Source organism: Pseudomonas sp. JAI115, assembly GCF_014200835.1.
Lineage (GTDB): Bacteria > Pseudomonadota > Gammaproteobacteria > Pseudomonadales > Pseudomonadaceae > Aquipseudomonas > Aquipseudomonas putida_A.
In genome coordinates, this window is record NZ_JACHCY010000003.1 from 581,993 (window position 1) to 600,768 (window position 18,776).

Below are 18,776 nucleotides of genomic sequence, written 5' to 3' on the forward strand. Positions count from 1 at the left end.
CAAACACCCTGCCGGCCCCGAAGCGGCCCCACCAAGAGCGATCTACATGCAAGCAAAGGCCCGTGAAGTTTATGTGCCACCGGTGCTGCAAGATCTGCGAGCCGGCACTGCCGAACTGCACATCGCACTGGAAAAACGTCTTCCTTTTTTCTCCGATACCCTCGATTCCAACGCTTTTGTACGGCTGATGCAGGCCTACTACGGCTTTTATCGACCGCTGGAAAGCGCATTGCTCGACAGCGGCGCAATCCCGGTCGATTTCGATCTTGCGCCACGTCTCAAGGCGCCGACCCTGTTCAATGATCTGAGGGCCCAGGGTCTGTCGGTCGAGGCTATCGCCCGTTTGCCGCTGTGTCAGGCGCTGCCCGTGATCGACTCCAGCGCTGCCTGTCTGGGAGTGACGTACGTGCTGGAAGGGGCAACCCTCGGCGGGCAGATCCTGCGCCGCGAAATCGCCTCGCGGTTGAGCCTGAACGCCGACAACGGTGCGGCATTCCTCGACGTTTACGGCGCTGCCACAGGCCGCCGCTGGCGCGATTTCATTGATTACCTGGGCAGTCGATCGCTGGATGCGGGCGAACGTGAAGCCGTGGTTGCGGCAGCCCAAACCACATTCAGCTGTTTCGAGCGCTGGCTCGAAAGCCGGGAGGTACTGGCATGAACCCGCAAGACCAAGAAGCCTTTGAAGAACTGCTGGCCAACTGTGCCGACGAACCGATCCGCTTTCCCGGGGCGATCCAGCCTCATGGCCTGTTGCTGACCCTGAGCGAGCCGGCGCTGGACATCATTCAGATCAGCGCCAACGTCGAGACCCTGCTGGCACGCCCGGCGCAAGAACTGATCCGCCAGCCACTGCACGAATTGCTGGGTGAGACGCACGCGGCGGCCGTGCGCGAGGCGTTGCAACAACCGGTATTTGCCGATGCCGGACCGCTGCACTTTCGCCTCAACGGCACCGCGTTCGAAGGTCTGCTGCACCGTCATCAAGGCGTGTTGATTCTGGAACTGGAAATCCACGTCGAGAACTTCCAGCCGCGCAACGTCGCCGGCAACCAGACCCATCTGGGGCGCATGCTCCAGCGACTGCAAGCGGCCACTTCGCTGCAGGCGCTGTACGACATCAGCGTCAAGGAAATCCAGGCAATGACCGGTTACGATCGGGTGCTGATCTACCGCTTCGAGGAGGAGGGCCACGGTCAGGTGATCGCCGAGGCGTCCGACCCGTCAATGGAAGTGTTTAACGGCCTGTTTTTCCCGGCCTCGGACATCCCCGAGCAGGCGCGCGAGCTGTACCGCACCAACTGGCTGCGGATCATCCCGAATGCCGATTACCAGCCGGTGCCGCTGGTGCCCAAGTTGCGCCCGGACACCCAGACCCCGCTGGACCTGAGTTTTGCCACTCTGCGCAGCGTCTCGCCGATTCATTGCCAGTACATGAAGAACATGGGCGTGCTGTCGTCGATGAGCATCTCGCTGCTCAAGGGCGACAAACTCTGGGGCCTGATCAGCTGCGGCAACCGCCAGCCGCTGCACGTGCCGCATGAACTGCGCAGCGCGTGCCAGACCATCGGTCAGGTGCTGTCGCTGCAGATCAGCGCGATGGAAGCGCTGGAAATCAGCCGCCAGCGCGAGGAGAAAGTCGAGGCGTTGGCGCTGCTCAATCAGGCCATGATCGACTCGCCGGAAAACGTCTTCGACGGTCTGGCGCAACAACCCCAAGTGCTTATGGCGCTGGCCGGGGCCGGGGGCATTGCGATCATCGAAGACAAGCAATTGCACCGTTATGGCAACTGCCCGGAGCCGGAAGACATTCGCGCCCTGCACAAGTGGTTGCAGAACACCGGCGAGCCGGTATTCGCCAGCCATCATCTGGCGAGCGTTTATCCGCCAGCCGCGCAGTTTCAGCAAGTGGCCAGCGGCGTGCTTGCCATGAGCCTGCCCAAACCGGTGGACAACGGGGTGATGTGGTTCCGTCCCGAGGTCAAGGAAAACATCAACTGGAGCGGCGACCCGCGCAAACCGCTGGATCTGGAAAATTCCGACGCCGGCCTGCGTCTGCGTCCGCGTACTTCGTTCGAAATCTGGAAAGTCGAGATGGCCGGGATCTCCACCAAATGGAGTCATGGCGATCTGTTCGCGGCCAACGATTTGCGCCGTTCGGCACTGGAAAACGACCTGGCGCGACAGGTACGCCGCGAGCAGGAGGCGGTGCGCGCCCGTGATGAACTGGTGGCGGTGGTTTCCCATGACCTGCGCAACCCGATGACCGTGATTTCCATGCTCTGCGGCATGATGCAGAAGACCTTCAGTTCCGACGGCCCGCACACCTCGCGGCGCATCTCCACGGCTATCGACACCATGCAGCAGGCAGCTGGGCGGATGAACACGCTACTGGAAGATCTGCTCGACACCTCGAAGATCGACGCCGGGCGCTACACCATCGCCCCGCAGACCCTGGATGTCGGGCAGATGTTCGAGGAAACCCAGTCGCTGCTCGGGCCACTGGCGATGGACAAGGACATCAATATCTCGTTCGAGGCCGATCCCGACCTGAAAATCCACGCCGACCCGGAGCGCCTGTTTCAGGTGCTGTCGAACCTGATCGGCAACGCGATCAAGTTCACCCCGCGCAAAGGTTCGGTGGGCGTGTTGGCCAAGTCTGACGGCAAAGAAATCGTGTTTACCGTGCGCGATACCGGCGAAGGCATTCCCAAGGAAAACCTGGCGCGGGTGTTTGACCGCTACTGGACGGTGAAGGAGGGCAACCCGACCGGAACCGGACTGGGCTTGTACATCACGCAGGGGATTGTTGAAGCCCACGGCGGGCGCATCGAGGCCAGCAGTGAGCCGGGTGAGGGCACGGAGTTTCGGTTTACCGTGCCGGCGATGCTCTCCGGGGAATGAAGAAATCCGTGCCACGTTAAACGGGGCACGGATTTTGGGTGGTTAGCCCAGATCGCTCAACGACATGAACACGTGTTTCGGCATCGGTACAAATCGATTGTTGCGCAGTTGGCTGATCGCATACACCGCGCTGGCGGTACGACCATTGCCGTCGCCGAAGCCTTGAAAGCCGGCGATGGCCGCCAGCAAGTGTTTGTCGAAGTGCTCATGGGCGGCATCGAGCGTCTTCAGATGTTGTTCCAGCGAAGCATAACCGCTGATGCTGCCACCATATTTTGTTGGCTGTCCGACCTCGCGCACAGACTCCGCCAGTTGAGGCACCAGTCGAGCGTGGATCTCTTTGACCACGTTCGCATCGGTGAGCGATTTATTGTTGCTCGTATACTCGCGCAGGATCGCGACAATGTGCTCCAGTTCATTGTCGGAGGACGAACCCTTGACCATCCAGGCTCCGGCTCTCTGCGCATTGTCGGTGAAACCCTGCGGGTTGAACGCCGTTTCGGGCATCACGTCGCTGTAGGGTGGCTTGCCCAGATCCGTCTTCAAGATGCTTTGCTGATGATTCTTCAGATAGATGACTTTCCTGGATTCAAGCTCGGCCATTGATCCAAGTATTTCCGAATAGTCACCAGCTTTTGTAGTGAACTTTGTGCCGTTGAACCGGGGGCCTCTGCTTTTGGTGAAGCTGATCAGTACGTCGTTCGCCGCGGCATGACCTATTAACGATTCCAGTTGCTGGAATCCCTTTGAGGACTGAGTCGCTTCCCTCGTTGCAGCGTTGAACAGATGCTGCAGTTCTGTCGCATTGCCGCCCTTGGGTATGGAAACAACGTCCTGGCTCAGGCGTGTGACGAGCTGTTCGACTGTTTCGAGTGCATCATCCTTGAACAATGCCCGTGCATGCGCCAGCGTCGGCAAAGTCATGCGAATCTCCACTGCAACCCCGGTCTTGCTCAGGGCCTTGACCAGGTCGTACGAGCCGCTGCTGGTACTGCTCAGCGCTCGGAGTTGTCCGGCTCCGGCCCGGATGACGGTATGGCCGAAATGGCTGAGTTTCATCACGCCTTTGCCGACCAGTCTGGCACCACCGTAAACCAGCTTCGGAACGCCATCGAGCGGATTGAACACCGACAGCGCTACGCTTGCGCCGACCTTGCTCAGGCTTAACAGTCTTGTACTGCTGCCCAGCGCCTTGCTGAACGGCCCCAGCGCTCCGGCAAAGACGAAGAGGATCGCGGTCAGGTCCATCACACAGCTGAATATGGCGCCGCTGCGAAGATCCGGGTCACTGGAGGACAGGCCCCTGATGCACTGGCGGAACGGGATGACGATGTCGAGAATGGTTTCGGTGACGTTGTCCCAGTCATCATGTTTCTTCTCCAGGGCGGGTCTGTCGTAACTGATTGCATAAAACTGATCGTAATGGGTCGGGGGATTATGTTCGGCAATGATTTCGCCGATCTTGTCGAAACGTTCCGAGTTGAAACTGTGCATAGGGCTACGCGTAAGGGGTAGCGCGTCGTCAGGTTCATCGAATTCGGCAAAGCGTTCGAGAATGATGCCCGGCCTGTCTCGCAGCTCCTCGCTCAAGGGGGGCTGGCCTTCGAAGTAGGCGGTTTTCTCGAATCGCGCATGAAGATACGTCAGCGACTTGAACTCGTTGTCACCGTTCGGTCCATCGGTAAACCATCCGATCTCATCGAGTGTCTGGCCGCGGATGTAGGCTTCAGCAAGAGCCGGATTATTGCGGCAAATACCTTGCAGGGGGAATATTTCAAAACAGTAGAACTGCAATCCATACTTGCAAAACAGCATGTTGCCGAAGTGCGCTGTTTTACGTGGATCAAACGGCACAAAGCTGCTGTTTATCGGGGTTTGTATGGAGAAATCGCGAACGGTGAATATGGCCACCTTGCCGAATTCAAGTGCCATCCGTTCTTCCAGTGACAATCGTGAAAGTGTCAGGCGCACAGTGGTATTGATGGCTGTTTTGTATTGCTTGAAGTGTTCTTTTACTTTTGCCTTGTAAATGTCGTTGATTGGTTCGAGTGTCAGCAGATCCGGATACGCCTTGTAGATACTTGTGCCGGATTGCCTGTCATAGCCCTTTTTGAACAGCAAGTTGCGGGTCATGTAAACATCAAGCACGGAATGATAATGGCGTTCGTATCCGTATTCGACCGGCAACGCTATTTGCATCATCGGATCGCAACCTACGTCGTACAGCTCGGCTTTCGCCAGCTTGCGCCGACTGACCGGTGGGGTGGCGATCGTTGTCAGTGCGGCGTTGATCGCCTCGAGGTGGGCGTTGTATTGGCTGGCTGCCTGCTTGAACAGTTCCTGGGTTGGCAGGTCATTGGCATTCTCCGGTTCCAGGCCATTCAGCATCGACCAGTCCATGATGCCTTGCAGGTTCGCCCAGTCATGCAGGGTCTGCTGTTGGGCACTAGTGGGCAAGATCGCGCCCAATTCAAGCAGCTTGTCATAGGACATCTGACTGGACAGGCCAGGCGCGATGCTCTCGGCCAGACTTACCGATTTGCGCAGAATTACCCAGCCTGGCGTGCCGATCTGTAGCGTCGTGGGTGTTCTGACCAGGAACTCGGGCGCAAGTCCGGCGAGGATCAGTTCCAGCGTCATGGGAACGGCATATTCCTTGATACGTCGGCGCCCGAGTGCCTGTTCCAGTGCCAGGTTGACCTCGTGGGAGGTAGCCTGTACGTAACCTGGGTTATAGATATTCTGCTCGATGAAATTCTGGTTCTTGTCTTCGCGACCCAACGACAAATCCAGCATGACCGCTGCGACCAGCAGGCGACTGCGCTGCTCTGTGCTCAGCACAGTCGCATTGGCCATGGACGGTTCGTTCAACGCTTCGAAGCAGGACTGGGCGAAAGCTTTGGCTTCTTCGGTCTCGATCAGCAGTGCCCAGGCGCGACGCGGGTATTCACGCAGGGCTGTCGGCGTCTCTTTCTTGAGCAGTGCGCCCGCCAGATAATTGATCAGCGGTTCCGCGCGCGGCTCGCCCCTGTCCATCAACTTATGGATGACCTGGTAGATAGCCGATTGCTGATCTTCGTCGATGCACAGCTCTGTTGCGCCGGTTTCGTTCGATATCCCCCAGTAGTTGCCATGCGTCGGTGGCAGCGGCAACGTCAGTTCGAGCCAGGCAATCAGGTTTTGCAACTGGTCTGCGGTCTCGGGCAGGTTCAGTTGCTGGAACTGCAGCCAGTTGAGCAACGGCAGACGGTCGCTTGAAGACACGATGCCACCTGTCATGACTGCACTGCTGGCCAGCAGTTGCAGGTCGGCTTTCAACGAATCAATCTCGTTGATCTGCTGGGTGATATCAATGCGCTCGATAAACGTCCCGACAGTTGTTTGGATTTCATGGACTTGAAAGATTTCGCCCTTTTTATTGACCAGTGTCCAGTTGTCATCATTGATTTCTAACGTATCGACGATTGCAACGAATTGTGGCTGACGTACCAGTTGGCGCAGGACGATGTGTGCCGAAAAATGCGCTTGATTGAATAGACTTCCCTCAAGAGTCGATATGCACAGTTGTTTGTTATTAACACGGTTGGTGGGGTAGGCATAGTTGTCGCTGGCCTTGGCCTTTTCCCACTTTTCGAGCATGGCTCTCATTGTCTGCGCAATATCACGTCGCTCAAGTTGCTCACTTGATAGAGGTGCTGGGGTAAAAAGATTGGTTGAAGTCGTCATTGGGTGTCAGTCCATCCATGGCTATATAGGTGGGTCAATAAACGGGTACCGCGAAGATTTGTTTTCGCGTGGCGACTATATCGGCGCAACCAGGGTTTGTTTTGCAGTATTGGTTTCAACGTATGTTTCGTGTCGGTCGATACGAGGGCAATTTTGTTCAATACAGCAGGCCGTGCCTTAGTTAGCCTGAGTCTCTTTCTCCCCACTCTGCAGCAGGTGCGTAATGAGTCTGATTGTGTCGATGGCGGCGTTTGCGCTGGTGGCGTCCATAACCCCGGGGCCGGTGAATATAGTGGCGCTGAGTTCCGGTGCGCAGTTCGGCTTTCGGGCCAGTCAGCGGCACGTGGCAGGAGCGACGCTGGGTTTTGTGCTGTTGCTGGTGCTGATGGGCCTGGGGCTGCATGAGGTCCTGAAACTGTGGCCATTTCTGACCCGGGTGGTGCAATTGGCCGGGGTGGCGTTTCTGTTGTTCATGGCCTGGAAACTGGCTGCCGATGACGGCCAGTTGCATGCCGGCGAGGCGGGTCGGGCGCCGTCGATGTTGTACGGCGCGGTGATGCAATGGCTCAATCCGAAAGCCTGGCTGGCCTGTGTGGCAGGGATGGGCGCGTTTGTCGCCGATGGCGAGGCACGGCTGGTCTGGCAGTTCGCCGCGGTGTATCTGGTGATCTGTTATCTGTCGGTCGGTTGCTGGGTCTATGCCGGGACGTTTCTGCGTGGGTATCTGGGCAATCCGAAGGGGATGCGCCTGTTCAATCGGTTGATGGCCTTGTTGCTGGCGGCGAGCGCGGGTTATCTGCTGTTGCCGTGAGCCCGGCGCCAGGATCAGCCGCGATATTGGCCGGGAGTCGCCGCCAGATGCTGTTTGAATGCGCGCTGAAAATGCGCCTGATCGGCAAACCCCGCCTCCAGTGCGACATCGGCAATCAACTGGCCGCTGCGCAGGCGTTCGCGGGCGAACTGGATGCGCTGGTTGACCACAAAGGCATGCGGGGTCATGCCGTAATGCTGCTTGAACGCACGGATCAGATACGACGGTGACAACTGCGCCGCCGTGCAGATGTCCTCCAGGCTGAGCAGATCGGTGCAGTGTTCGCGGATGAAGTCGGCAGCGCGTTCGAGCTTGAAATTCGGTTTGCGCAACGGTGGTTCAGCCGGGTTCAGGCGTAGTTGCAGATCGCTGAAAAACTCCACCGCTGCGCTGTGTTTGCGCAGTACGTCCTGCTGCTCGTCGACCAGTGTGGCGTAAAGCCCTTGCAGGTCACGAAACAGTCGCGGGTCATCCAGATGAGTAGTGGTAAACCGCCGAAACTCCTGCTCCGCACTGAACCCCAGTTGATGCTGCAAATCCGTCAGCCACGGCGTCTCGACATACAACATCAAGTACGACCACGGCTGATCATCGATCGGATTGCAGGCATGCACGTCGCCCGGATTCATCAGCACCACGGTGCCGGCGGCGACTTCGAACGTCGATTGCTCATGCACATAAATGCTACGCCCGGCGGTGATCGCGCCAATCGAAAAATGCGCATGGGAATGGCGTGAGTAGCAGACCTCACGGCCATCGGCGATGGCCCGCGCTTCGATGAAGGGCAGGGCATCGTCGCGCCAGAAGCGAGGGGCTTTTTCAGGTTTTTTGGCGGCAGCGTGTTTCATCGTTATGGTTCCAGGCAGGCCAGAACCGGAGTGTATTAGCTCTGGCCGGCAAAGGCCCGCTCCAGTTCGGCGATATCGAGTTTTTTCATCTTGAACATGGCCTGCATCGCCCGTTGCGACTTGCTGGTGTCGGGGTCCTGCATCATGTGCATGAACGCCACCGGCACGATCTGCCACGACACCCCGAACTGGTCCTTGAGCCAGCCGCATTGCTGGGCCTCGACCGGGCCACCGGCCGACAGGTTGCCCCAGAAGTGGTCGACTTCTTCCTGATTCTGGCAATTGACCTGAAACGAAATGGCTTCACTGAACTTGAACATCGGCCCGCCGTTGAGGCCGGTGAAGGTCTGGCCGTCGAGTTCGAAACTGACGGTCATTACCGCGCCTTCCGGCTTGCCGTGAAATTCCTGGCCGACTTTGCTGTAGTGGGTCAGGCCGGTGATTTTCGAATGGTCGAAGATCGAGCAATAGAACTTCGCGGCGGCTTCGGCCTGATCATCGAACCACAGGCACGGTGTGAGTTTTTGAAAGCGTTGCATGGCAGTCATCCTCGGCAGGTTAGACACGCAGGATTTACAGCGTAGTCAGTCCTTGGTCGAATGGCGGTGCCGTAGATCGACAACTGAAGCATTAGACGCCAAACATTGTGGGAGCGAGCCTGTTCGCGAAAGCGTCGGCACATGCGGCAACGAGCCTGTCAGACACTCCGCATTCGCGAGCAAGCTCGCTCCCACAAGGGGCTCGAGTTGCCCCGGTCAGCGCCGTTCGGCGATCAGCAACAGCGACTGCGGCACCGGGCTTTGCGGATGCTGCGGCTCTTGCAGGCTGACCAGGTGAAACCCGGCCATGTCCAGCGCGTTGCACCAGCTCGACAGCGTGCGGAAATACCACGGCATCGGCTGCCACTGGCCCTTGAACCCGGCGAAGAACTCTTCACGCCAGCCATCCTGATAATCGCCGGCCGCCACGGCCCACGGATGCAGGGTCTGAATGATCATGGCACCGCCGGGAGCCAGCAACGCATGCATCGCGGCGAGCAATGGAATGATGTCCTGATGCAGCAGCGAGAAGTTGGCGCAGATCAAATCGTAATCACGACCGATGTCGACTTCGTCCTCGACCAGCGTCTGGTAACTGGCGACGTGCACGCTGGTTGAACCGGCCGCGCGTGCAGCCTCGATCAACGTCGCATCGCCATCGACGCCCGCCGAATCGATACCGCGATCCGCCAGCGCCCGCAACAACCAGCCTTCGCCGCAACCCAGATCCAGCACGCGTCCCGGTTGGCGGCCCATGATCGCCAGCAGGATCGCCTGATCGGTGACCTGCTGACGGCTTTCGATGGCACCGCTGCGGATCGCGTCGATCCAGGCATCAGCGTTGGTGTGCCAGCTCTGTAACAAGATGGATTCAGGGGAGGGCATGGCGCTGTCTCCGGTATAAGCCGATTGTGGGCGTTCGCTTGTACGGCTGCTATGTTCAAAGGCTGAACAGAGTCTGGCAGAGGATAGACACCATGAACCCATTAACTGGCGGTTGCCTGTGCGGCGATGTGCGTTTCGAAGCATCGGGCCAACCTTACCGCGTCGGGATCTGCCACTGCCTCGACTGCCGCAAACACCATGGCACGTTGTTTCATGCCTCGGCGATATTTCCCGAGAATGCCGTGACCGTCAGTGGCAAGACCGGCGAATATCAAGGGCGGGTGTTCTGTCCGCGCTGTGGTTCGCCGGTACTGGCGCGTTCGGGGGATGAAATTGAAGTGAATGTCGGCTCGCTGGACGCGCCAAACCAGTTCAAGCCGACTTATGAACTGTGGACAGTGCGGCGCGAGTCATGGTTGCCGGTGCTGCCACTGGCGCACCACTACGAACGTGATCGCGAAGGGACGGGGCGCACCGAGGAATAGCAAAAAGTCCGGGCAATACCGAGTCCCCTGGTGGGAGCGGGCTTGCTCGCGAAAGCGGTGGTTCAGCCAGCCCGATGTCGATAGATCGAATGCCTTCGCGAGCAAGCCCGTTCCTACAGGGGAGTCAGCTGACTTCGGTTATCTCAGCCGCGAATAAACGCCAGCAGATCGGCATTGATCGTCGCCGCCTCAGTCGTCGGCATCCCGTGCGGAAACCCCGGATATGAGTTCAGCGTGCCATTTGGCAGCAGTTTCGCCGACAAAGGCCCCGAGTTCGCATACGGTACGATCTGATCGTCCTCGCCATGCATCACCAGCACCGGCACGGTGACTTTCTTCAGGTCTTCAGTGAAATCGGTCTGCGAGAACGCAACGATCCCGTCGTAATGCGCCTTGGCGCCGCCGATCATGCCCTGACGCCACCAGTTGCCGATGATCCCCTCAGACGGCTTGGCCCCGGGGCGGTTATAGCCATAAAACGGCCCGCTGGGGATATCGCGGTAGAACTGCGCACGATTGGCCGCCAGTTGCGCCTGAAAATCGTCGAACACCGATTTCGGCAATCCACCGGGATTGCTTTCGGTCTGCACCATCAACGGTGGCACCGCGCTGATCAACACGCCTTTGGCGACGTTGTCCTGACCATGACGGGCGATGTAGTGGATGACCTCGCCGCCGCCGGTGGAGTGGCCGACATGCACCACGTTCTTCACCCCCAGGTGCTGAACCACCGCCAGCGCATCGTCGGCGTAATGGTCCATGTCGTGGCCGTCCCAGACCTGGCTCGACCGTCCGTGGCCTCGACGGTCGTGAGCAATCACCCGAAAGCCCTGGGCCAGAAAGAACAGCATCTGCGCATCCCAGTCATCCGAGCTGAGCGGCCAGCCGTGGTGGAAGTGGATCACCGGGGCGTCCTTCGGGCCCCAGTCCTTGTAGAAAATATCGACGCCGTCTTTGGTGGTGACAAATCCCATGTTCGCGACTCCTGACCTTTGTGATGGGTTACCGCGCTTGTCGCAGACCGGTCGTGAGGGTTCGGATAAGCGCCGTTATCAGCCAGAAGATTAAAGTCGACATTTTTGCGATAGGGCATGACCGGTGGTCGCCACGTCTGGCTTCACGCGCAAATTAGGCTTTGCTGAAAGGGATAAGCCGAGGCGCGCACAGGCTTCCACGGCCGTAGCGGCGCCCCTTCAGAACACCGTGAGTCTGAGGAAATCCCCCGATGCTGACCTTGAATATCAATGGCAAGGATCAGGAACTCGATGTACCGGCCGACATGCCGTTGCTCTGGGTCCTGCGTGACGTTGCGCACCTGACCGGTACCAAATTCGGCTGTGGCATGGCCCAGTGCGGCGCCTGCACCGTACACGTCGATGGCGCGCCGTTGCGCGCCTGTATCACGCCCGCCACCGCCGTGGCCAACGGGCAGAAAATTCTCACCATCGAAGGCCTTTCGACCGATGGCTCGCACCCGGTGCAGCAGGCCTGGGCCGAACTTGATGTGGTGCAGTGCGGTTACTGCCAGTCCGGGCAGATCATGTCTGCCGCCGCGCTGCTGGCGAAAATCCCCAAGCCCACCGACAGCGATATCGATCAGGCGCTCTCCGGCAATATTTGCCGCTGCGGTACCTATCCGCGAATCCGCGCGGCTGTGAAACGTGCGGCCGAGATCGGCTGATTGGGAGATAGACGATGAACAGTCCTGTATCGCGTCGCGGATTTCTCAAGGGCAGTGCCGTGCTGGGTGGCGGTCTGGTGGTGGCGTTTGTCGTCCCCGGTGCCCATCGTTTTGCTCTGGCGGCGGAGAATGAAGGCAAGGTCTTCGCGCCGAATGCGTTTTTGCGCATTGCCGCCGACAACAGCGTGACGGTGTTGCTCGGGCACTCGGAAATGGGTCAGGGCATCTGGACCGGTCTGACCATGCTGATCGCCGAAGAACTGGACGCCGACTGGTCGACGATCCGCGTCGAGCACTCGCCGGCCTCGGCGGCCAATTACGGCATGCCCGCGTTTGGCGGGATGCAGATTACTGGCGGCTCGACCTCGACCTGGATGGAATTCGACCGCTACCGGCTCGCCGGGGCCACGGCGCGGCAGATGCTGGTGGAAGCGGCGGCCAAGCGCTTCAACGTCGCTGCGTCGACGATTCGCACCGAGTCCGGCGTAGTGATCGCCGGCGATAAACGCGCGACGTACGGCGAACTGGCGGACGCCGCCGGGCAACTGCCAGTGCCGGATCCAAAGTCGATCACCTTCAAGGAGGCCAAGGACTGGAAAGTCATCGGCAAACCGACCAAACGCCTCGATACCCCGGAGAAAATCACCGGCCGCGCCAAGTTCGGCATGGACGTGCAATTCGAGGGCTTGATGACCGCGATGGTCGCCCGTGCGCCGGTGTTCGGTGCCACGGTCAAATCCTTCGAGGGCGCCGAGGCACTGGCGGTGCCCGGTGTGCACAAAGTGGTACAGGTGCCGACCGGTGTGGCGGTGATTGCCGATCATTACTGGGCGGCGAAACTTGGTCGCGATGCGCTGAAGGTCGATTGGGATCTCGGGCCGCACGCTGACCTGAGCAGCCAGGGCCTGCTCGACAGTTTCCGCAAACTGGCAGCGACACCGGGCACTTCCGCCAGCCAGGCTGGGGATCCGAAAGGCAACTTCGACAAGGCGGCGAAGAAAATCGACGTCGAATACAGCGTGCCGTATCTGGCGCACGCACCGATGGAACCGCTGAACTGCACAGTGAAGATCAGCGCCGAAAAGTGCGAGATCTGGACCGGCACGCAATTCCAGACCCTCGATCAGATGGTCGCCGGCAAGATCACCGGACTCAAACCGGAACAGGTGGAAATTCACACCGAATTTCTTGGCGGCGGATTCGGGCGGCGGGCCAATCCGACCTCGGACTTCGTCGCCGAAGCGGTGCAAGTGGCGAAAGCCGCGGGGCTGCCGGTGAAAACCGTGTGGTCGCGCGAGGACGACATTCGCGGCGGGTATTACCGCTCGATGTTCCTGCATCAGGCACGCATAGGCCTGGACGGGCAGGGCATGCCGCTGAGCTGGCAGCATGTGCTGGTCGGCCAGTCGATCATGGCCGGCACCATGCTCGAACAGACCATGGTCAAGAACGGCATCGACGCGACTTCGGTCGAAGGTGTGGCCGACAGCCCGTATATCAAGGGTCTGGCCCATCAACAGGTCGAGCTGCATTCGCCGCAGACCGGAATCAATGTGCTGTGGCTGCGTTCGGTGGGGCACAGCCACACCGCGTTCGTCATGGAGTCGCTGATCGATGAACTAGCCGCTGCGGCGGGCAAGGATCCGGTGGAGTACCGACGTACCTTGCTCAAGGACCATGCGCGGCATCTCGGGGTGCTGAATCTTGCGGTGGAGAAGGCCAACTGGACAGCGCCGTTGCCTGACGGGCATGCATTGGGCGTGGCGGTACACGAGTCGTTCGGCAGTTATGTGGCGCAGGTGGCCGAGGTCTCGCAGGACAATCTGGCGATTCGCGTGCACCGCGTGGTGTGTGCGGTGGACTGCGGGATCGTGGTCAACCCGCAGAGCATCGCGGCGCAGATGGAATCGTGCATCACTTTTGGCCTGGGCATGGCGCTGCACAGCAAGCTGACGCTCAAGGACGGCGCGGTGGTGCAGTCCAATTATCACGATTACCAGGTGCTGCGGCTCAACGAGATGCCGCTGGTCGAAGTGCATATCGTGCCCAGCAGCGACAAGCCCGGCGGCATCGGCGAGGCCGGTGTTCCGCCGACCGCGCCGGCGGTGGCCAATGCCGTGTATGCGCTGACCGGGCAGCGCTTGCGTGAACTGCCGCTGCAACTGTCGGGGGTGTGAGATGAAACGACATCTGCTGTTGGGCACGATGATGTTGCTGGGGCTGGGCGGCTACGCCTCGGACCTGTTCGCCGATGATCAGGAAGCGCTCAAGGCGTTCGGCACGGTGCAGAAGGTGTTCCAGAGCCCGCGTTGCCAGAACTGCCACATCCCCGGCGACTCGCCGCTGCAGTTCGATGCCGGCAAACCGCACGCGATGAATGTGGTGCGCGGCATGGACGGCAAGGGCGCAGCCGGTTTGCCCTGCGCCACTTGCCACGCTGAGAGCAATCCGCCGGAAAGTTATGGTGCGCATGCACCGCCGGGGGCGCCGCACTGGAGCCTGCCGCCGGCGGCGCACAAGATGGCCTGGATCGGCCTGCCGCCGGACAAGTTGTGCGCGATGATTAAGGATCGTTCGAGCAATGGTGACCGTGATTTCGCCGCGCTGATCAAACATGTCAGCGACGACAAGCTGGTGCTGTGGGGCTGGAATCCCGGGGCAGGGCGTGCACCGGTGCCGGTGCCGCATGACATTTTTGTGGCCCAGTTCAAGCTTTGGGCCGATGCTGGCGGGCCATGTCCGGTGGCGGGCGGTTGAGTGTGTGAGTCGCTGGTGAATCAAGCTACTCTAACGGTCATTGACCCTGATGGAGTGCGTGATGCTGGCCCCGACCAAACCCGCCAATGAAACCACCCGAATTCAAGCGCTGCACGGCTTGAAGGTTCTTGATTCGGCGCCGGAAGAGCGTTTTGACCGGCTCACGCGGCTGGCCAAGCGCCTGTTCAACGTGCCGATTGCCCTGGTGACGCTGGTGGACAAGGATCGGCAATGGTTCAAGTCGTGCGTCGGCCTCGACGTCAACGAAACTCCGCGTGATGTGTCGTTCTGTGGGCACGCGATTCTTCAGGACGAATTGCTGCTGGTGCCTGATGCCAAGCAGGACAAGCGCTTTCATGACAATCCGCTGGTCACCGGCGAGCCGAAGATTCGTTTCTACGCGGGCTACCCGCTGACCGTGCCCAACGGCAACAAAATGGGCACGTTGTGCCTGATCGACACCCAGCCGCGTGAACTCGACGACGAGGAGCGTGCCCTGTTGCGCGATCTCGCCGGCATGGCCGAGCAGGAGTTGATGGCGGTGCAGATGGCAAGCATGGACGAGCTGACGCTGCTGTCCAACCGCCGTGGCTTCAAGACCCTGGCCCAGCATGCGCTGGACGCCTGTAAACACCGGGACAAACCGGCGACGCTGCTGTTTTTCGATCTCAATGACTTCAAACAGATCAATGATCGTTACGGCCATGCTGAGGGCGACAGTGCGCTGAAGACCTTTGCCGATGTGCTGCGCATCGCTTTTCGCGAGAGCGACGTGGTCGGGCGCCTGGGCGGTGACGAGTTCGTGGCGCTGCTGACCGGCTCCAGTCACGTCGAAACCACAGCGATCATGGCGCGGCTCAAGGAAATCCTCGACGAGCGTAATGCGATGTTACAGCGCGGCTACGAGATTCGCTTCAGCGTCGGCCAGATCGAATACGATCCGCAACGCCATGAAACGGTGGATCGACTGCTGGCCGATGCCGACGAGGCGATGTATGCGCACAAGCAGGCGTTGAAACGGCGCTGATTCGGGCCTCATCGCTGGCAAGCCAGCTCCCACAGGTTTAGCGGCTGCCCACAAAATCCAGGCACATCGCAGAACCCTGTGGGAGCGGGCTTGCTCGCGAAAGCGTCCGCTCAGGCGATATCCATGTCGAATGTGCCGGCCTCTTCGTGAGCAAGCCCACTCCCACAGGTTTATCGGCTGCTCACAAAATCCAGGTACACCGCAGAACCCTGTGGGAGCGGGCTTGCTCGCGAAAGTGTCCGGTCAGGCGATATCCATGTTGAATGTGCCGGCCTCTTCGTGAGCAAGCCCACTCCCACAGGTTTGTCGGCTGCCCACAAAATTCAGGCATATCGTAAAAACAGTGTGGGAGCGAGCTTGCTCGCGAAAACGTCCGGTCAGGCGATATCCATGTCGAATGTGCCGGCCTCTTCGTGAGCAAGCTCACTCCCACAGGTTTATCGGGTGCCCACAAAATTCAGGCATATCGTAAAAACAGTGTGGGAGCGGGCTTGCTCGCGAAAACGTCCGGTCAGGCGATATCCATGTTGAATGTGCCGGCCTCTTCGTGAGCAAGCCCACTCCCACAGGTTTATCCGCTGTTCACGAAATTCAGGCTCACTCCTACAGGGGGATTTGGGTTGTTCAAGAAATTGCAGGCACAAAAAAACCCGCCGATTGGCGGGTTTTTTATCGGCAGACCGAAGATTACTCTTCGATGTTGCCCATGGCGGTGGTGTTGAAGCCGCCGTCCACGTACATGATTTCACCGCTGATGCCCGACGCCAGGTCGGAGCACAGGAAGGCGCCGGCGTTGCCGACTTCTTCGATGGTGACGTTGCGGCGCAGTGGGGTTTGCGCTTCGTTGGCGGCCAGCATCTTGCGGAAGTTCTTGATGCCCGAGGCTGCCAGGGTACGGATCGGGCCGGCCGATACGCAGTTGACGCGGGTGCCGTCCGGGCCCAGGGAACCAGCCAGGTAACGTACGCCAGCTTCCAGCGAAGCCTTGGCCATGCCCATCACGTTGTAGTTCGGCATGGTGCGCTCGGCGCCCAGGTACGACAGGGTCAGCAGGCTGCCGTTGCGGCCTTTCATCATTTCGCGGCCAGCCTTGGCCAGGGCCACGAAGCTGTAGGCGCTGATGTCGTGAGCGATGCGGAAACCTTCACGGGTGGTGGCTTCGGTGAAGTCGCCGTCCAGTTGGTCGCCCGGGGCGAAGCCGACGGAGTGCACGATGCAGTCCAGGCCGTCCCACTTCTTGCTCAGTTCTTCGAAGACCTTGGCGATTTCTTCATCGCTGGCCACGTCGCACGGGAAGCACAGCTCAGGGCTCGAACCCCAGCCTTGAGCGAATTCCTCAACACGACCTTTCAGTTTGTCGTTCTGATAAGTGAAGGCAAGCTCAGCGCCCTCGCGATGCATGGCGGCAGCGATGCCGGATGCGATGGACAGCTTGCTGGCGACACCGACGATCAGTACGCGCTTACCGGCGAGAAAACCCATGTGTTGCTCCTCTTTCAGGTTATTGCGCAGTGGCTGGTGCCAAAAAAGCGGCTTCCAGCAACTGCTGTGTATACGGATGTTTGGGGGCGGCAAAAATATCTTGCGCGTCTCCCTGTTCGACCACTTGGCCATGCTTGACCACCATCAACTGGTGGCTCAGCGCTTTGACGACAGCCAGGTCATGGCTGATGAACAAATACGTCAGGTTGTACTTGGCTTGCAGTGAACGCAACAGCTCCACCACTTGCCGCTGCACCGTGCGGTCGAGCGCGGAAGTCGGCTCGTCCAGCAGGATCAGCGCCGGTTTCAGCACCAAAGCCCGGGCAATGGCGATACGTTGCCGTTGCCCACCGGAAAATTCGTGAGGGTAGCGGTGCCGGGTTTCCGGATCCAGACCTACCTCCTTCAATGCCGCAATAATCGCCGCTTCCTGCTCGGCGGCGGTGCCCATCTTGTGAATCCGCAGGCCTTCGCCAACGATGTCGCTCACGCACATCCGCGGACTCAGGCTGCCGAACGGATCCTGAAACACCACCTGCATCTCCCGACGCAACGGGCGAACCTCGTTCTGCGTCAGGCAGTCTAGCTGTTTGCCCTCAAAGCGAATCGCGCCTTTGCTGCCGATCAGCCGCAAAATCGCCAGACCCAGCGTGGATTTGCCGGAACCGCTTTCCCCCACGATCCCCAGGGTCTGACCCTGAGGCAGGCTGAAATTGATGCCGTCCACTGCCTTGACGTAATCCACCGTGCGCTTGAGCAGGCCTTTCTTGATCGGGAACCAGACTTTGAGGTTCTCGACTTCGAGCAGCGGCGCCCCGATTTTATTGGTCGCCGGGCCCCCGCTGGGCTCCGCGCCGAGCAATTCCCGAGTGTACGGATGCTGCGGCGAACGGAACAGCTCTGCGCACGATGCCTGTTCGACGATGCAACCGCGCTGCATGACACATACGCGATGCGCAATTCTTCGCACCAGGTTCAAATCGTGACTGATCAGTAGCAGCGACATGCCCAATCGAGCCTGAAGTTCCTTGAGCAAATCGAGGATTTTCAGCTGAACGGTCACGTCCAGTGCGGTGGTCGGTTCGTCGGCGATCAGCAACTCCGGCTCGTTGGCCAACGCCATGGCGATCATCACCCGCTGGCGCTGGCCGCCGGACAATTCGTGGGGCAGGGCCTTGAGGCGTTTGTGCGGCTCGGGAATGCCGACCATCTCCAGCAGCTCCAAAGTGCGCTTGGTCGCGACTTTGCCGCTCAGACCCTTGTGGATGCCGAGGATCTCGTTGATCTGCTTCTCGATCGAGTGCAGCGGGTTGAGCGAGGTCATCGGCTCCTGAAAGATCATCGCGATGCGGTTGCCGCGAATATGCCGGATGGTCTTTTCGCTCAGCCCCAGCAGATTCTGCCCGGCATAGTTGATGCTGCCGGCCGGATGGCGGGCCAGCGGGTAGGGCAGCAGGCGCAGGATCGAGTGCGCCGTCACCGATTTGCCCGAGCCGGACTCGCCGACCAGGGCCAGGGTTTCGCCGCGTTTGATGTCGAAGCTCACGCCCTCGACCACCCGGTGCAGCCGCTCGTTGAAGCCGAACTCGACGGCGAGGTCGCGCACTTCGATCAGATTGTCCTGATTCATT

Annotated in this window: 15 protein-coding genes; 8 read left to right on the plus strand and 7 right to left on the minus strand. The window is 59.7% G+C overall.

All coding sequences use genetic code 11. From position 1 onward, the window contains the following. Nucleotides 1–46: 46 nt before the first annotated feature. Entirely contained in the window at nt 47–661 is a 615-nt protein-coding gene (locus HDC30_RS10600) for a biliverdin-producing heme oxygenase (RefSeq protein WP_183782828.1), read from the plus strand. Then, nucleotides 658–2,904, plus strand: a complete 2,247-nt coding sequence (locus HDC30_RS10605) for an ATP-binding protein (RefSeq protein ID WP_183782832.1) — start codon at nt 658–660, stop codon at nt 2,902–2,904. The genes HDC30_RS10600 and HDC30_RS10605 overlap by 4 nt, the downstream gene beginning before the upstream one ends. Before the next feature lie 42 nt (nt 2,905–2,946). On the opposite strand, the gene HDC30_RS10610 is transcribed toward HDC30_RS10605, so the two are convergent. Then, complete coding sequence (locus HDC30_RS10610; RefSeq protein ID WP_183782833.1) at nt 2,947–6,630, minus strand: hypothetical protein; 3,684 nt, start codon at nt 6,628–6,630, stop codon at nt 2,947–2,949. A gap of 223 nt (nt 6,631–6,853) precedes the next feature. Between HDC30_RS10610 and HDC30_RS10615 the strand changes: the two genes are divergently transcribed. After that, nucleotides 6,854–7,441, plus strand: a complete 588-nt coding sequence (locus tag HDC30_RS10615) for a LysE family translocator (RefSeq protein WP_095139638.1) — start codon at nt 6,854–6,856, stop codon at nt 7,439–7,441. Nucleotides 7,442–7,455: 14 nt separating this feature from the next. Here HDC30_RS10615 and HDC30_RS10620 read toward each other — a convergent pair whose 3' ends face one another. The 3 genes from HDC30_RS10620 to HDC30_RS10630 form a co-directional block, all read right to left on the minus strand. Next, nucleotides 7,456–8,289, minus strand: coding sequence for an AraC family transcriptional regulator (locus tag HDC30_RS10620; RefSeq protein WP_183782835.1), 834 nt, complete (start codon nt 8,287–8,289; stop codon nt 7,456–7,458). Between the two features lie 35 nt (nt 8,290–8,324). Next, the gene (locus HDC30_RS10625; protein ID WP_007965300.1) at nt 8,325–8,828 is read right to left on the minus strand and encodes a VOC family protein; all 504 of its coding nucleotides are present in this window, start codon (nt 8,826–8,828) and stop codon (nt 8,325–8,327) included. A 216-nt stretch (nt 8,829–9,044) separates the two neighbouring features. Then, nucleotides 9,045–9,713 carry a bifunctional 2-polyprenyl-6-hydroxyphenol methylase/3-demethylubiquinol 3-O-methyltransferase UbiG gene (locus HDC30_RS10630; RefSeq protein WP_183782837.1) on the minus strand — a complete coding sequence of 223 codons (669 nt, stop codon included), beginning with the start codon at nt 9,711–9,713 and terminating at the stop codon, nt 9,045–9,047. 92 nt (nt 9,714–9,805) lie between these two features. On the opposite strand from HDC30_RS10630, the gene HDC30_RS10635 reads away from it, so the two are divergent. Then, complete coding sequence (locus tag HDC30_RS10635; RefSeq protein ID WP_183782840.1) at nt 9,806–10,198, plus strand: GFA family protein; 393 nt, start codon at nt 9,806–9,808, stop codon at nt 10,196–10,198. Nucleotides 10,199–10,341: 143 nt separating this feature from the next. Here HDC30_RS10635 and HDC30_RS10640 read toward each other — a convergent pair whose 3' ends face one another. After that, nucleotides 10,342–11,172 carry an alpha/beta fold hydrolase gene (locus HDC30_RS10640; RefSeq protein WP_183782842.1) on the minus strand — a complete coding sequence of 277 codons (831 nt, stop codon included), beginning with the start codon at nt 11,170–11,172 and terminating at the stop codon, nt 10,342–10,344. Nucleotides 11,173–11,423: 251 nt separating this feature from the next. Between HDC30_RS10640 and HDC30_RS10645 the strand changes: the two genes are divergently transcribed. The 4 genes from HDC30_RS10645 (at nt 11,424) to HDC30_RS10660 (ending at nt 15,663) form a co-directional block, all read left to right on the plus strand. Further along, entirely contained in the window at nt 11,424–11,879 is a 456-nt protein-coding gene (locus tag HDC30_RS10645) for a (2Fe-2S)-binding protein (RefSeq protein ID WP_025111491.1), read from the plus strand. A 14-nt stretch (nt 11,880–11,893) separates the two neighbouring features. After that, complete coding sequence (locus HDC30_RS10650) at nt 11,894–14,056, plus strand: xanthine dehydrogenase family protein molybdopterin-binding subunit (RefSeq protein WP_183782844.1); 2,163 nt, start codon at nt 11,894–11,896, stop codon at nt 14,054–14,056. A gap of 1 nt (nt 14,057) precedes the next feature. Further along, nucleotides 14,058–14,636 carry a hypothetical protein gene (locus tag HDC30_RS10655; RefSeq protein WP_183782846.1) on the plus strand — a complete coding sequence of 193 codons (579 nt, stop codon included), beginning with the start codon at nt 14,058–14,060 and terminating at the stop codon, nt 14,634–14,636. Nucleotides 14,637–14,697: 61 nt separating this feature from the next. Next, nucleotides 14,698–15,663 carry a sensor domain-containing diguanylate cyclase gene (locus HDC30_RS10660; protein ID WP_183782848.1) on the plus strand — a complete coding sequence of 322 codons (966 nt, stop codon included), beginning with the start codon at nt 14,698–14,700 and terminating at the stop codon, nt 15,661–15,663. Nucleotides 15,664–16,350: 687 nt separating this feature from the next. Here HDC30_RS10660 and fabI read toward each other — a convergent pair. Next, nucleotides 16,351–17,145 carry an enoyl-ACP reductase FabI gene (gene fabI, locus HDC30_RS10665; protein ID WP_003202751.1) on the minus strand — a complete coding sequence of 265 codons (795 nt, stop codon included), beginning with the start codon at nt 17,143–17,145 and terminating at the stop codon, nt 16,351–16,353. Between the two features lie 19 nt (nt 17,146–17,164). Next, a complete protein-coding gene (locus HDC30_RS10670) occupies nt 17,165–18,775 on the minus strand; it encodes an ABC transporter ATP-binding protein (RefSeq protein WP_150369592.1) in 1,611 nt (536 codons plus the stop codon). Nucleotide 18,776: the final 1 nt, after the last annotated feature.

What these genes read in the sequence shown, in the direction of transcription:
- HDC30_RS10600 (WP_183782828.1), top strand. Translation starts at nt 47, where the DNA reads ATGCAAGCAAAGGCCCGTGAAGTTTATGTGCCACCGGTGCTGCAAGAT.
- HDC30_RS10605 (WP_183782832.1), top strand. Translation starts at nt 658, where the DNA reads ATGAACCCGCAAGACCAAGAAGCCTTTGAAGAACTGCTGGCCAACTGT.
- HDC30_RS10610 (WP_183782833.1), bottom strand. Translation starts at nt 6,630, where the DNA reads ATGACGACTTCAACCAATCTTTTTACCCCAGCACCTCTATCAAGTGAG.
- HDC30_RS10615 (WP_095139638.1), top strand. Translation starts at nt 6,854, where the DNA reads ATGAGTCTGATTGTGTCGATGGCGGCGTTTGCGCTGGTGGCGTCCATA.
- HDC30_RS10620 (WP_183782835.1), bottom strand. Translation starts at nt 8,289, where the DNA reads ATGAAACACGCTGCCGCCAAAAAACCTGAAAAAGCCCCTCGCTTCTGG.
- HDC30_RS10625 (WP_007965300.1), bottom strand. Translation starts at nt 8,828, where the DNA reads ATGCAACGCTTTCAAAAACTCACACCGTGCCTGTGGTTCGATGATCAG.
- HDC30_RS10630 (WP_183782837.1), bottom strand. Translation starts at nt 9,713, where the DNA reads ATGCCCTCCCCTGAATCCATCTTGTTACAGAGCTGGCACACCAACGCT.
- HDC30_RS10635 (WP_183782840.1), top strand. Translation starts at nt 9,806, where the DNA reads ATGAACCCATTAACTGGCGGTTGCCTGTGCGGCGATGTGCGTTTCGAA.
- HDC30_RS10640 (WP_183782842.1), bottom strand. Translation starts at nt 11,172, where the DNA reads ATGGGATTTGTCACCACCAAAGACGGCGTCGATATTTTCTACAAGGAC.
- HDC30_RS10645 (WP_025111491.1), top strand. Translation starts at nt 11,424, where the DNA reads ATGCTGACCTTGAATATCAATGGCAAGGATCAGGAACTCGATGTACCG.
- HDC30_RS10650 (WP_183782844.1), top strand. Translation starts at nt 11,894, where the DNA reads ATGAACAGTCCTGTATCGCGTCGCGGATTTCTCAAGGGCAGTGCCGTG.
- HDC30_RS10655 (WP_183782846.1), top strand. Translation starts at nt 14,058, where the DNA reads ATGAAACGACATCTGCTGTTGGGCACGATGATGTTGCTGGGGCTGGGC.
- HDC30_RS10660 (WP_183782848.1), top strand. Translation starts at nt 14,698, where the DNA reads ATGCTGGCCCCGACCAAACCCGCCAATGAAACCACCCGAATTCAAGCG.
- fabI (WP_003202751.1), bottom strand. Translation starts at nt 17,145, where the DNA reads ATGGGTTTTCTCGCCGGTAAGCGCGTACTGATCGTCGGTGTCGCCAGC.
- HDC30_RS10670 (WP_150369592.1), bottom strand. Translation starts at nt 18,775, where the DNA reads ATGAATCAGGACAATCTGATCGAAGTGCGCGACCTCGCCGTCGAGTTC.